The sequence below is a fragment of the Phytobacter sp. RSE-02 genome (assembly GCF_040578655.1).
Lineage (GTDB): Bacteria > Pseudomonadota > Gammaproteobacteria > Enterobacterales > Enterobacteriaceae > Phytobacter > Phytobacter diazotrophicus.
This window is the reverse complement of sequence record NZ_JBEULY010000001.1, coordinates 531,238-545,458: the sequence shown is the minus strand read 5'-3', so window position 1 is coordinate 545,458 and position 14,221 is coordinate 531,238. Positions and strand designations below refer to the sequence as shown.

General features: G+C 48.9%; 13 protein-coding genes and 1 riboswitch. Of the genes, 4 read left to right on the top strand and 9 right to left on the bottom strand.

The features are described from left to right. Positions 1–110 precede the first annotated feature (110 nt). The 8 genes from ABU190_RS02390 to ABU190_RS02355 form a co-directional block, all read right to left on the bottom strand. On the bottom strand, positions 111–593 hold the full coding sequence (locus tag ABU190_RS02390; RefSeq protein ID WP_354690269.1) for a hypothetical protein: 483 nt from the start codon (positions 591–593) through the stop codon (positions 111–113). 15 nt (positions 594–608) lie between these two features. Further along, positions 609–1,568: a hypothetical protein gene (locus tag ABU190_RS02385; protein WP_354690268.1), complete on the bottom strand. Its 960-nt coding sequence runs from the start codon at positions 1,566–1,568 to the stop codon at positions 609–611. 250 nt (positions 1,569–1,818) lie between these two features. Beyond that, entirely contained in the window at positions 1,819–2,265 is a 447-nt protein-coding gene (locus tag ABU190_RS02380) for a hypothetical protein (RefSeq protein ID WP_354690267.1), read from the bottom strand. 1,967 nt (positions 2,266–4,232) lie between these two features. After that, positions 4,233–4,985, bottom strand: a complete 753-nt coding sequence (locus ABU190_RS02375; RefSeq protein ID WP_223579675.1) for an OB-fold putative lipoprotein — start codon at positions 4,983–4,985, stop codon at positions 4,233–4,235. Between the two features lie 392 nt (positions 4,986–5,377). Next, positions 5,378–5,806 carry a hypothetical protein gene (locus ABU190_RS02370; RefSeq protein WP_187509880.1) on the bottom strand — a complete coding sequence of 143 codons (429 nt, stop codon included), beginning with the start codon at positions 5,804–5,806 and terminating at the stop codon, positions 5,378–5,380. Positions 5,807–5,815: 9 nt separating this feature from the next. Next, entirely contained in the window at positions 5,816–6,349 is a 534-nt protein-coding gene (locus ABU190_RS02365) for a hypothetical protein (RefSeq protein WP_187509879.1), read from the bottom strand. A gap of 102 nt (positions 6,350–6,451) precedes the next feature. Then, on the bottom strand, positions 6,452–7,807 hold the full coding sequence (locus ABU190_RS02360) for an integrase (protein WP_354690266.1): 1,356 nt from the start codon (positions 7,805–7,807) through the stop codon (positions 6,452–6,454). A 67-nt stretch (positions 7,808–7,874) separates the two neighbouring features. Further along, a riboswitch (TPP riboswitch) is annotated at positions 7,875–7,972 on the bottom strand. A 229-nt stretch (positions 7,973–8,201) separates the two neighbouring features. After that, positions 8,202–8,447: a hypothetical protein gene (locus ABU190_RS02355; protein WP_296429986.1), complete on the bottom strand. Its 246-nt coding sequence runs from the start codon at positions 8,445–8,447 to the stop codon at positions 8,202–8,204. Between the two features lie 382 nt (positions 8,448–8,829). Between ABU190_RS02355 and ABU190_RS02350 the strand changes: the two genes are divergently transcribed. The 3 genes from ABU190_RS02350 to ABU190_RS02340 all read left to right on the top strand — a co-directional run bounded on the left by ABU190_RS02350 (position 8,830) and on the right by ABU190_RS02340 (position 10,832). Beyond that, positions 8,830–9,846 carry a zinc-binding alcohol dehydrogenase family protein gene (locus ABU190_RS02350; RefSeq protein ID WP_354690265.1) on the top strand — a complete coding sequence of 339 codons (1,017 nt, stop codon included), beginning with the start codon at positions 8,830–8,832 and terminating at the stop codon, positions 9,844–9,846. 212 nt (positions 9,847–10,058) lie between these two features. Beyond that, the gene (locus ABU190_RS02345; protein WP_271850730.1) at positions 10,059–10,391 is read left to right on the top strand and encodes an RcnB family protein; all 333 of its coding nucleotides are present in this window, start codon (positions 10,059–10,061) and stop codon (positions 10,389–10,391) included. A gap of 15 nt (positions 10,392–10,406) precedes the next feature. After that, positions 10,407–10,832 carry a GNAT family N-acetyltransferase gene (locus tag ABU190_RS02340; RefSeq protein ID WP_354690264.1) on the top strand — a complete coding sequence of 142 codons (426 nt, stop codon included), beginning with the start codon at positions 10,407–10,409 and terminating at the stop codon, positions 10,830–10,832. Between the two features lie 17 nt (positions 10,833–10,849). Here the strand turns inward: ABU190_RS02340 and apbC are convergent, their stop codons facing one another. Further along, the gene (gene apbC, locus ABU190_RS02335) at positions 10,850–11,959 is read right to left on the bottom strand and encodes an iron-sulfur cluster carrier protein ApbC (RefSeq protein ID WP_071195710.1); all 1,110 of its coding nucleotides are present in this window, start codon (positions 11,957–11,959) and stop codon (positions 10,850–10,852) included. Positions 11,960–12,135: 176 nt separating this feature from the next. Here apbC and metG point away from each other — a divergent pair, with 176 nt between their 5' ends. Then, positions 12,136–14,166, top strand: a complete 2,031-nt coding sequence (gene metG / locus ABU190_RS02330) for a methionine--tRNA ligase (protein ID WP_071195709.1) — start codon at positions 12,136–12,138, stop codon at positions 14,164–14,166. Positions 14,167–14,221 lie beyond the last annotated feature (55 nt).

The following is a 14,221-nucleotide window of genomic DNA, read 5'->3' as shown; positions in this document are numbered from 1 at the left end:
TTATGTTTCCTGTAGAGGTCCAGGCCGTCACGAAGCCATAGAAGTACGGCTACGCAGATCCGCAGTAAGGATAAATATTCAAATAGGGTCAAGTTTCCCCGGCTGGGGTATTAATAATGCAGGCGTGGTGATCGGCGTTGGGGCGCTGCCTGCTTGCGTGAAATAGTCTTCCGGTACTCAATGAACAACGGATCGTCACTAACAGGCATTCGGGATGCCATTTCCTGATCGCTCACTCCGTCACGTTGAAGAATCGTGATCACAGAAAATAGAGGTAACTGGAGGTCAGCACAGATTTTTTCGAGCATTGCACCTGAGTCAAAATACTGGCGTACAGTTCGCTTAGTTGCGTACTGACTGGTGTATTTCACCTTTCGAAACTTGGGATTCCATGTCTTAGCCAGTTCAGCTACAAACTCAGGATCAAGACGTAATAGTAAGGCAACTTTGCCGGGGGTCATGCCATGCACAAGGAGTGTCTTAGCGGTTTTAACAATATCCTCATCACGGCGGCGCTTTTTAAAAAGACGCTCTAAATCTGGTTTTTTCTGGTCAGCCAGAGAGTGGCTGTTGCCAGTTACGTTCTCACACAAGCAGTCCTCCAATTGTTAAAATGGGATCGTTTCGTCATATTCGTACCAGTTATCCTCTTGCTGCTGCGGGGCATTAGTAGCCTGTTTAGCTGCGGCTGCTCTCTGTGCTTGCTGCTGTTTGTAATAAGCATCAGCACCGGATGAAGTATCGTTAGCGGCAGACCTCGATCCTTTGTATCCATCGCTCTGGATTTTTTTGATATGGCTCTTTATCAGATCCATTATCTCACCGGGTTTTGTTATCCACCATAGCGCACCATAGGCCATAAATCCTTCTTCGTCGTAACCTTCTACCCAGTTGTTGAGGGTATCGATATCAGCCATCTGGGGCTGGTCTGGTCTTTTGACTGTTAGGAATTGGATAACATTTCCACCATTCACCGCATCATCACCACCGGATAAATCAGCATTGCCGCCAGCAACCATAGAAGGTACGCCGTCTGGTTTTCCAGCAACAGGCGCGGCAGGTTCCACCACGGAAGATTCCACAACAGGTTTTTGTTCATTATTACCACTCTCCGTACCGGCTTTAACTTTTTGTTTTTTTGCGATGGTAACTACTGCATCACCCTGCTGTGACAATCCAGCGTTGAGTTCAGCTAGTATGTCCTCGGGATCTTTGACCGTATAGATACAGTGAGAAGTGTTGCTTTTGCCCTCGTCAGAGATTGTTTTCCAATCTAACCACCCCATTTCTTTAAGTGCTTTACGAGCACGTTTCACCGTAGATTCTGAGATCCCCGCGCAATCATCACTGATCCGGGGGATTGATACCGTTACTCGTCCAGTGGTTTTCTTCCACCCCAGAAGGTAGCCGTATACTGCAATAATATTGAGGTCGATTTTGACCCCATTAAAATCACGAATTCGAGAAAGCAGAACGATACAGGGGGAAAATATATCAACTGTGATCGGTTTGTCTTCGTTCGGCTGCGGTAGTGATTTGTAGAGCTTAGTTTCTGTTGTCTCGGTCATTTTTATCTCCCTGTGGGTTCGTCAGTGGTTGTTCATTGCGTTTCTGAATGTGTTTCGCCAGGTTCTGGCACATGTTCCGGATCATCCTCGGAACTGGCATCCCCAGCCGATCAGACTCTTCACGTAGGATTGCGTATGTTTCGTCATCCAGGCTCAGCTTCATATCAAAAATCCTCCTCAATTGGGTACAAAAGAAACCTCTCCAGTGGTCACCAAGAAGGCGAACCGGATCAGGTTTTGTTCAGTGTTGTTAGGCTGCGTTTGCTGTCGGGAATTCGCCAGCCAGTGGATAACCGTAGGCTTCAAGTTCTTCTGCACCACTGACAGCCACAAGCAGCATAATGATCTGCTCATGAGTCAGTGCAAGATTGAATTTGTTCAGATAAAGCTGGCGATGACCTTCCAGGATTGGGCGAAGTATCTCGGTCAACTGCATTCCGGCAGCGCGTTGATTACTCAGCGGCTTAAGGATGGTTTTAAACGCTCGCGCCTGCTTTGCCTTTTTGCGCTCCTGCTTCAGGATATGCAGGCAGACGGCAATCTGTGGGAATCGAGCATGTACAGCATCCGCGCCACCATTCCTACTGATGAAGGCCCACAAGGCTGATTTGGTGTATTTGCCGTTCAGGATGAGATCAGCGATCTGCTCGCCTGTCATAGTGGTCAGGTCGAGACGTTGGGATTTTGGTTTGTTCATGTTGGGTTCTCCGTTTCTGTTAAAAGAATTATTCGCGGAGGTCTTTTTGTACCCATTTTGTATTGCCGTGAGATTGACAAAGGATGTCGTGATGACGGCAGAATTATTCGAGGATTCGTAGGAAAATCATTACCCTACTAAGATATAGTATATCAGTATTCGCTTAAAATAGAAAGCTTTATTTTATTAAATTTTACAATACCTCACCATTACATTATCAGCCATAGAAATATTTGTCAATAGGGCTAAATCGCTCTGTAACGCATTATGCGGGGACTTGCCTTTATAGCAGTCATCGTATTACCCACACCATTTAAACGCCGTAGAGAGGCAGTGAGGGCGTCAGTTAGCCAACCCACGCCGCCCCGGAGTAGATCGGGTAAACAAGTTTGCCCCTGTCGCCAATCGGCTCCATTCACATTGAACTGCCGCGCCTTGCGGCTTGTCCCCACACAGTGAGAGCGGTAGCTCTCTGGCGTAGCCTGTAGGGTTACCCGACACACAGAACAGCAACCGGAGGTTGTTGTGATGGGCTATGGAGGGTTAGAAGGTCACGAGATGGCGAGTCTGTTCACGCCATCTAAGATGAACTTCTTACCAACAGATATCTGAAGTGGCGAAGCCATTGCAGAGCGGAGCGATACATGAGCATCACTCTTTAAACACACTAGTGAACACCAGTTCACCCGGCCTTTGACCTTAAAGTCTTTAAGATCTTATGGGTGTTTTTATTTTTGGTTTTATGTTGTTCTTATTGCAGGTCATACAGGCCCCCCCTGGGTTCTCTGTGGACCCACCCTCAGCTCATGCAGAACCCACCACCACTTCATATAGAACCCCTCCCTACCCCGCCATTCTCCTTACAAGCCGAAAATTGGCAACCCAATACTGGTTTTCTGTCAAAATTTGGTGGATGATCTCACCTATTGCTCACTAAGCAATCAATCAAATTTAAATACCCCCTAAAATACCTATTAATCGCAGTTATTAATGCTGACTTAATGTTCCTACGGGTAGATCGAAGATCCTGATCCACTCAACGTCCTCTTGTAATGAACATAACGAAGCCAGCAATGGCGCGGCCTCGGCAGATTTACCAGTCAGACTGGAGCTAAACACAATCACCGATCCCTCCTGATTTCAAACCGAAATAATAATTTCTCGTGCAAAATCAACGAAAATCGTCCATTTCTGGGCCTGTGAGAGTCTCTCAGCGGGGCGCTGTGCTATGGGTGCGTCGTTTACAGTTGTGTGGAGATAACGCCGCTACAGGCTTCTGGTGAAGCGCAGGATGGATTGGTGGGTTGGCTGTTTACATTGTTGTAGGAAATGGTACGAAACAGTGGCGGCCTGGCTCGGTGAATATCGCCAGGTGATCGCAGACCTTCACCCCGTTGTGGTAACGTCTCTGTAGTAGCTTTGTGTCTGCTGGTTAATAGAAAAATGTGCTTTTATGGCGTTTGACACACTGGCAGCCTCAAAGGCCTGAAACCTGAAATTGTGTGGTGACCAGACAAACTCATCCAAAATCCTTGAACAAGAGAACTCACCTCGAATCCTCCCGAATGCTTTCCTTCTGTTGGTTAAATCGCTGTTGTGTATCCAGCTTCGCGTCAACGTTCCGAAAAGCAATACCTGACTATTCCAGTCAAGTACTTATAAGAACCATTATGTTAAATAGACCGGAAAATGAACAGCAGAATGCCCTATTGTGGCAAGTTTTCCCTGTTGTGATGTTCTACGGGATGAAGTGGTAACGTACGTTACTGGGCCTGTCGGCTCTGCGATATTTCAGCAAGAAGATAAGAAATTATTGAGGGATCGTCTGTCACGTCAGGCACATGGCCCAGAGAGCCGTAGGATATTTTCAGCAAGAGCATGTAAGCTGGATCGTCAAATAGCAGGGACATCCATGAGGTGGGGTGGATGAGTTGCCGGGAATTTTACCCGGCAGACCGTATGACAGATTAGTTAAAGGTGCAGTTTCCGCCAGACGGTGCACCGATGAAAAACTGCATCTTTTCGCAAGTCACGGTGATCTTCTGGCCCTTTTTCAATTTCGACGCCTTCGCCTTTTCTGAATCAAACATACTCAGACTGACTGGCATGAAGCGATTACCGCTTTCAAGTTTAAGAACTACATCATCCGTGAAATTTTTTGTTATATCCTGAACAGTTCCGGTTACTTCCACCTTACGACCACCAATTTTGTCATCGGCTGCAACCTCGTTAGCTTTATAAAGTTCAGCTAGATCTTTCGCTGTGGTCCGATACATGCTTTCGTCAGAATATGCAGCCTTTTGTTTTACGGTGCCAGATTGCGATTGTGCTGATGTTGTCATCTCGTCAACCACCATTTTCATAAAATCTTTTTGCATCGAGATATAGGCAGCGACCCCATCGCAGCTATCAAGGGCGATCTTATCTTTCGTTATCAACCTCCCTTTAGCTTTAAGCGCAGCACCAGCACCAGCGCCCTCAACGACAGAATTGTAGATAGCGTAATAGCTAGGCGTATCTTTCTTCATACCCTGCGTTGCCTGCTTTATCAATACATCTTCAGAACCGCCTTTCAGCGTCTGCTCACAACTGACATTAATCAGCGTTTTGACATAGGTCGCCAGGTACTCAGGGTAAGGCTGTACTTCCGCAGGGGGAACACCATCAGCGAAAGATGAGAAGGAAAAGAACACAAGAGGTAATGCAAGAATTTTTTTCAAAACAGCCTCCATAGCTGAATAGATTAAGTACACCATCGGCAAGTGTCTCAACGCCATCAATTACTTTAATCGATCGAAATTACAAAATCGATCGTTAAAATTGATCAATTTAGTTACTATAATCTTCCAAGAATGTTTACTCGGATTGCCATTTGGCATTGTAGAGGGCAGATCATTCTAGGGGGAGATATGAGAGGAATTCTATTGATTTGCGGTACTCTGGTGACTTTTTATGCAATGGCAGGCAAAATCACCATGCAACTGACAGAACAGACCCAGACTGCCAACGGGACGCTGTGTCGCTATTCCAATTCAATCTACGATTTTATGTACAAAACGAAAAGCAAGCATTGTCCAAATGTGAAAACGTTCTCTACAGAGGACAAGTAAGGTTAAATTCTGTCAAAATCAGAATTACAGCGGCGGCAATGCCAATGCTTATAGTCGTATGATCCCATCATACCGATGACCTTCTCCCTTGCTTCCATGTGGAATTTAATGTTCTCACTTTCATAGCATTTAGGGCAAAATGCTATTTCATCACCCTCTTTCCACCAAACACCGTTTTGGAAAATGAAGGTTTGCTTATCCTTTAATTGTTCCTCTAATTGCTTGTTCTTCTGTTCTGCATCAAAAAGTAGCGCCTGGGTGGTGATAACCTCCATCTTAACGCTAGCAAGCTCTGTCATGAGGTTTGCAAGCTCAAGTTTAAGCGTCGCTTTATCAAGTTCACCGCTATCATCCGCAAGTTTCTTTGCAATGCCAACAGCTTTATCAATAATCCCTACAGCCGCTGCTGTACTCGCTAACACTCCAGACATATTTTTTCCTTAAACCAAAATTCGATTCATTACAGCTTCTGAAGCAATTTTACCATAACTGATTAAATCCCTCGGCCCAAGGTGATGCACATTTGAGGGGAAGGTTTGGTACATGTATTTATAAGCCGTTGCCGCTGCTGCAATCGCGGTGTTGAACTCAGGTGTAGAACCGTTCGAAAAATGTTCAGCGTTGAAATGCGCGATTACATTGCTTCTGAACTCCGTCATTTTCTTCCAGTAAGCATGAAATTCGGTTGGCGTCGTTCGCAGTTCATCGAATAAGACCTTTCGAAATCTGTCGTGATCATCCACTACACACTTCCAGTGAGTCCCCTCAGCATCAGATCCAAAAACTTTGCACCAATGTATCGCCGCATCACCAATTAAGGCATTACAAACGCCCCTGAAAGGGAATAAATCACCAGTACCACGATCCAAGTGTTCTAAAGCATCAGCCAGAGCGAAAAAAGTGTGAATAGATCGTGAGAATATGGTTAAACACATCATGCTGTTTTCAATAGCTTTTGCCCTTGCAATATCCATCTCTTGCGATCCCTTACCCTTTTTACACATTTTATTGATAGTACATTGTAAGCCCGCAGGTGATAAGACTGTAAGCAAGGCTTTACTTCTCCAAATTTTAAATCATCCCCATTCCAAGCCATCAATCACATAACAAACCGTGGAAAGCGGGAAGGTGTGCAAATAGCGTCTAGTAATACCTGAGCCACTCTTCTCATGACCAACTACCTGTTGCAGGTGTGCCAGGTTGCCAACCCAACCAGCTAAACAGCCAGAAATCATCGTATGCCGAAAGCTATGCACCAATCGCCGCTGCCCATAATCATCAAGATAAGGAATGCCAAGCTGATCTCGAACATCTGCTAAGACCTTGCCGATCTTCGGCATGTTTTTGCCAGATACAGGGGAGAAGATTTTCTCTTTCCACTGCCGATTAACGAAATCAAGAAAACCCCACTCGATCAGTTTGGGATGAATCACTACCTGCCTTGTAGCGTTCTCAGTTTTGCCTTGCCCCCCTTCTGCGATCAGGAGATAGTGCCGCTGTCTATCTTCATCAAATTTGATCTGTGATTTCTCCAGCTTGGCGATCTCGCCTCTTCTGGCTCCCGTGTACGCCAATAGCAAAGTGATCCACTTCTGCCACCCGTCAGGCTGCTTGAGCGCCCACCCCACAAACTTTCTCATTTCTGCTGCGCTATATGCACCAAACCTTGCTTTAGATGGTGAGGCGACCACTCCATCAGTCGGAGACTTCTCCAGAATATCTTTATTGTCAGTCAGGAAGGTTTTGAACAGCGATTTGTAAATCTTCAAATGCTTGTGGATAGACTCAGCGCCAACCAAATCTTCTGGCGGAACATCATCACACTCGATCAGTTGCTGAACCGTCATTGACCGATAAGGTTGCACAACACGCTTTGGCAAGTTTTCAACAACTTCCATCACCTGCTTGATGTCCTGCTTGGTTATCGTCGTTACGTCTATTGATGCACCGAGGACAATGAACATGACTTCCATAAAGCGCTCATTAGCCTGTGAAATTGCCTTCGTCCAGTTCTGAGCCTTCTCCTTTTTGTATATATTCCACGCGCCAGCCAGCGTTAGCACTTCTTTTGGTTGTGCTTCCGTTTGTTCTTCCTCTTCTCCGGAAGGAGTACCAACCTCGCGGTATTCCTGTGCAACCATCGGCGGAATATTGCGCCGCACATCATTCAGAAATTGGTGCGCCAGCCATTGTTCATTCTGCTGCTTCAGAATATTGCCATACTCAGAAAGACGCTTACTGAAGTGATCCGGTTGGATAGTTCCACGTTGAACCAGAGGAATTACAGGAGAAGCAAAAGACATGAGCAACTGCGCCTGGGTGTGGCTGTCAGTCTCTAACGACTTACGGAAAAACTTATTATCAGGCAGGCGAAAACGAACGTAATAAACCCCGTTACGTTTAATGGTGTGGCGTATGGTATGGTGTCCCATTTCGTGAGCCTCAATGTGATCGGCTAAACAAAACGGTTCGAAAATCGCAGATAAGTCTTTGATTCTTATCTTGGATAATCGCCAGGACTACGCTGGCATTATCCAGATCAGGTGGTACGGGTATTTCTCAGCCCTTTGTGAAAAGGGGCACCCCGAGTCAAATAAAATCAATTAGTTGCGATTAACGTTCGTTAATCCAGGATCAGGATAAAGCCACGGAGAAGTCTTGTAAACGGCAAACCCACTTTCCTTACTAAAGCGTCAGTAAGTCGATAGAGAAAACGGTTTGAAGAAAATGATACGGTCTGTTTACCCAACAATCAGGACGAAAATATTTTTGAGACCAGGCATTCAACACATTCCAGGCATGCGTTCATTGCCATGCCTGGATGCCTTACTCAGCCACACCAACGACATAGCGGCCATCTTTATTCTTGATCGTGTACCTGTGCGAATCATCACAAATCACAATCAGAGAACCGCCGAACGCGGAAGGATAAACGCCTTCCACCTTGTTGCATTCATGTCCAGACTCGCGAATCAGCCTCTGGCTTTCCAGTTTCAGTTGCGGGGATCCCGAATCAGCAAGAGCGCCAGCGCATATGCCCACGCCCAACATCACAGTAAGAATCCGTTTCAAAGCAACCTCCTTCGCCGGGTAATTAACAGTACCATCGGCAAAAAGTTGAAAGAAATTAATCAATTCAGTCGATAGAAAAGGCAATATTGAGTTTAAAAATAAATAGTAACAGCACCACTGGCTGCCATATCAGGAGGTCGCAACTGAAATCATTGAACCCGTTGTGCTCTGCTGCTCAGCCCAAAATACCGTGCACAGCACTCTGCCATACCTGGCAGCGCTCTGTCACTGCTCACCGCAAGAAACTTTCAGCGTTGAGGCATCGCACGCTATTTTCACTTCTGGAGGATAAGTGCTCCTCTCCCGCCTGGGTTTTTCACCTGCCCCCGGGCGAACTAGCATTAACACATCCACTGACGAATGCTGAAATCACGGAGTGTTTATGAAAGCTATTGCTATTACTCAGGCCGCACAGAACGGCAGCAACATTGATTTTTTAACCGACATTGAATTACCAACACCGAAAGCCGAAGGTCATGATGTGCTGGTCGAAGTGAAAGCCATCTCTGTTAACCCGGTGGATACCAAAGTTCGCGCCGGGTTTAACGCCGATAAACCCCGCGTGCTGGGCTGGGATGCGACCGGTGTGGTTACCGCCGTTGGCGACAAGGTCACGTTATTTAAGCCCGGTGACGAAGTCTGGTATGCCGGGGCATTGACCCGTCCTGGCAGTAACAGCGAATTTCAACTGGTGGATGAGCGCATTGCCGCCCACAAACCCGCCTCGCTGGATTTCGCCTCTGCCGCGGCCCTCCCGCTGACCGCCATTACCGCCTGGGAAATGTTGTTTGATCGTTTAGGCGTACGTGAAAATGGCAACGAAGGCGACGTACTGCTGATTGTCGGTGCCGCAGGTGGCGTAGGCTCCATTCTGACGCAGCTGGCGCGTAAGTTGACTCGCCTGACGGTGATTGGCACGGCATCCCGCCCGCAAAGCCAGCAGTGGGTTAGCGAGTTGGGTGCGCACCATGTTATCGATCACAGCAAGCCGTTAACCGAGGAGCTGGCGCGTATTGGCATTAAGCAGGTCAGCCACGTTGCCAGCCTCAACAACACGGAGCAGCACTATCAGCAGTTGATCAACGCTCTGCAACCACAAGGCAAACTGGCCCTGATTGACGATCCGCAATCACTTGACGCTGTGCCCTTAAAAGTGAAAAGCATTTCTCTGCACTGGGAATTTATGTTTACCCGCTCCATGTTCGGGACCGCCGATATCACGGAGCAACACCGTTTACTGGCGCGTGTCGCCGCACTTATCGATGATGGGGTTATCAAAACCACGCTGGGAGAACACTTCGGCGCCATCAACGCACAAAATCTGCGTAAAGCGCACCAGTTGCTTGAAACGCACCGTGCGGTAGGCAAAATCGTGCTGGAAGGATTTTCTGCGCACTAACGCATTGAAATATAGCCAGGATTTCTCTTAAAAACACTTTTATACTCAGGCGGATAGCGAAAAAAGCGTTCCGCCTCTCCTGCTGTTCTCTTCTTTTGCTTACACTTTTTACCAAAGCATTATTTTCATAACATTTTCGCGGTTGCGACGTCGCCAGACGGTAGTCGATGATAAGCCCCGCGAAATGAAAACCCACGACACCTGGAGAGATTATGGGTAAAACAAAAATGTTGCTTCTGGGAACATTATTGGCAACGGCCAGTGCGACTTTTGCTGCACCGCAACCCCCTGCCGCGACGGGCGGAACCCAGTCTTATGAAGTGAAGGATTTTGTTGCCGATTTTACTAAATTCACCATCGGCGATACGGTCCCCGAAATGTACCGTAGCGAAGAGTACAACATTAAGCAGTGGAATCTGCGCAATTTACCTGCGCCTGATCCGGGTAGCCACTGGACCTATATGGGTGGAAATTACGTGCTTATCACGGACGCCGACGGTAAAATTTTGAAAGCCTACAATGGCGACATCTTTTACCACCGTTAATTTCAGGAAATCCTATTGATTATTCGCCCCTGGCAAGAAAACGACCGCCCTTTTCTGCGTACATTGTTCCTGCACTCCCGCAGAGCAAACTGGACATGGCTGGACGGTAACGACTGGCAACTGGAAGACTTTGACGCCGTTACCCGTGATGAAACCATCTGGGTAGCGGAAGAAGATGGGCATCGGCTTGGCTTTGCCGCCGTGTATGTGAACGACAATTTTCTGCATAGCCTGTTTGTTGACCCGAATGCACAAGGCAAAGGGGTCGGTAGCGCGCTGCTGAAAAAAGTGCAGTCTGAATTTACCAGTACAGGTTCACTGAAATGTCTGGTGCAAAACCACCACGCGCTGGCGTTTTATCAGCACCATGGCTGGCACGTTGAAGCGGAAGGCACATCGCCGGACGGGAACTATCTGCTCATGCATTATCGGCTGCCCTGACGGGCAGCCTTATCCATTTATACCGCGCGAAACGCGATATCACCGGGAATCACTTCACCCTGCCAGTAGAGTTGCGCCGCAACGCGCCCCGCCAGCTTGCGATACAAACCGGTGAACTCGCTATCCGGACGGCTGACAACCGTCGGCTGCCCCCGGTCGAGATCTTCACGCAGGCTAATGTGCAGTGGCAGTTGCCCCAGCAGTTGCGTGTGGTACTGCCCGGCCAGTTTCTCTGCCCCGCCGGTACCGAAAATCGGCTCGTGATGACCACAGTTGCTGCAAATGTGCATGCTCATGTTTTCCACGATACCCAGCACCGGTACTTCCACTTTCTCGAACATCACAATGCCTTTTTTGGCATCAATCAGCGCGATATCCTGCGGCGTGGTCACCACCACCGCCCCGGTAACCGGAATATTCTGCGCCAGAGTAAGCTGGATATCGCCAGTGCCCGGCGGCATGTCGAGTACCAGATAATCGAGATCGGGCCACATAGATTCTTGCAACAGTTGCAGGAGCGCCTTGCTGGCCATTGGGCCGCGCCACACCATGGCATTATCGTCAGTCACCAGATAGCCAATGGAATTGGTCGCCAGTCCGTGCGCCATAATCGGCGCCATATGAGTGCCATCCGGCGAGGTCGGACGTTCACCTTCCGCGCCCAGCATCATCGGGATTGACGGGCCGTAGATATCCGCATCCAGAATACCGACTTTTGCCCCTTCCGCCGCCAGCGCTAACGCCAGATTGACGGCGGTTGAGGATTTTCCTACCCCGCCTTTACCGGAGCTGACGGCAATGATGTTCTTTACACCGTTCACGCCAGGCTGATTTTTCACCCGCTTTAAGGTGGCGACATTGTGGGAGAGCTTCCAGTCAATCGCTCGCGCGCCCGTAAGTCGCAGTAGTTCGGCACTGCATTGCTCTTTCAACTCTTCAAACGCACTGCGCCAGACAAAGGGCATCAGCAGCTCAATATGGACGGTGTCATCCAGCCAGGCAACATGATGAACCGCCTTAAGCGCGGTAAGATTATGCTTGAGGGTTGGGTGCTGAAAATTGGCCAGCGTTCCGGCGACGAGCGCACGCAAGGCTTCAGGGGATTTGGCCTGGGATTGAGAGTTCATCCCGACTCCTTGTTATGTTGTTCTAAAAAGACATTGTTAAGGTTCAAGTTTACTCCACTGTCACCCATTTTTCATTTCTCAATAGTGCCCAATCCAGGGCGGGCTTTTATGGCACAACTTTTCCCTTTCAGGTAACATCAAAACCCCTTTTTACTAAAGAAGAAGTAATACCCACTATGACTCAAGTCGCGAAGAAAATTCTGGTAACGTGCGCATTGCCGTACGCCAACGGCTCAATCCACCTCGGCCATATGCTGGAGCACATCCAGGCTGATGTCTGGGTCCGTTACCAGCGAATGCGCGGCCACAATGTCAACTTCATCTGCGCGGACGATGCTCACGGCACGCCGATTATGCTCAAAGCGCAACAAATGGGCATCACCCCGGAGCAGATGATTGGAGACATGAGTCAGGAACACCAGACGGATTTCGCTGGCTTTAATATCAGCTACGACAACTATCACTCTACGCACAGCGAAGAGAACCGCGAGCTGTCGGAGCTGATCTACACTCGCCTGAAAGAGAACGGTTTTATTAAAAACCGCACTATCTCTCAGCTTTACGACCCGGAAAAAGGGATGTTCCTGCCGGATCGTTTTGTGAAAGGCACCTGCCCGAAATGTAAGTCTCCGGATCAGTACGGCGATAACTGTGAAGTGTGCGGCGCGACCTACAGCCCGACCGAACTTATCGACCCGAAATCCGTGGTGTCCGGTGCAACGCCTGAAATGCGTGATTCCGAACACTTCTTCTTCGACCTGCCTTCGTTCAGTGAAATGCTGCAGGCGTGGACCCGTAGCGGTGCGCTGCAGGAGCAGGTGGCCAACAAAATGCAGGAGTGGTTCGACGCCGGCCTGCAGCAGTGGGATATCTCCCGTGACGCGCCCTATTTCGGTTTCGAAATCCCCAACGCGCCCGGCAAATATTTTTACGTCTGGCTGGATGCGCCTATCGGCTACATGGGCTCCTTCAAGAACCTGTGCGATAAACGCAGCGACCTGAACTTTGACGACTGGTGGAAAAAAGAGTCTGATGCCGAGCTGTATCACTTTATCGGTAAAGACATCGTCTATTTCCACAGCCTGTTCTGGCCTGCGATGCTGGAAGGCAGCAATTTCCGCAAGCCGACTAATCTGTTCGTGCACGGTTACGTGACCGTGAACGGTGCGAAGATGTCCAAATCTCGCGGCACCTTTATTAAGGCCAGCACCTGGCTGAACCACTTTGATGCGGACAGCCTGCGTTACTACTACGCGGCGAAGCTCTCTTCCCGCATCGATGACATCGACCTGAATCTGGAAGATTTCGTTCAGCGCGTTAACGCTGATATCGTCAACAAAGTGGTGAATCTGGCGTCCCGTTGTGCAGGCTTTATCGCCAAACGTTTCGATGGCGTACTGGCGGCTGAGCTGGCGGATCCGGCACTGTATAAAACCTTTACCGACGCGTCGGCCACCATTGCTGATGCGTGGGAGAGCCGTGAATTCGGCAAAGCGATTCGTGAAATCATGGCGCTGGCTGACGTGGCTAACCGTTATGTTGACGAGCAGGCACCGTGGGTTGTCGCGAAACAGGAAGGTCGCGATGCTGATCTGCAGGCGATTTGCTCCATGGGTATCAACCTGTTCCGCGTGCTGATGACCTGGCTGAAACCGGTTCTGCCGACCCTGAGCGAACGTGTCGAGGCGTTCCTGAACACCACACTGGTTTGGGATGCTATCGAACAGCCGCTGCTTGGCCACAAAGTGAATACCTTTAAGGCATTGTATAACCGCATTGAGATGAAACAGGTCGAAGCGCTGGTTGAGGCGTCAAAAGAGGAAGTGAAAGCCGCTGCCGCACCGGTCACCGGTCCGCTGGCAGATGACCCGATTGCCGAAACCATCAGTTTTGACGATTTCGCTAAAGTCGACCTGCGCGTGGCGCTGATTGAAAACGCGGAGTTTGTCGAGGGTTCTGACAAACTGCTGCGCCTGACGCTGGATCTGGGCGGTCAGAAACGCAATGTCTTCTCCGGCATTCGTTCCGCCTACCCGGACCCGCAGGTGCTGATTGGTCGCCTGACGGTGATGGTCGCTAACCTGGCGCCGCGCAAAATGCGCTTCGGTATTTCAGAAGGTATGGTGATGGCCGCAGGCCCTGGCGGGAAAGATATCTTCCTGTTAAGCCCTGATGAGGGTGCAAAACCTGGCCAACAGGTAAAATAAATCGCTGAAAGGCGCTGTGAAAACAGCGCCTTTTTTTTATTGCACTATTCTTCAA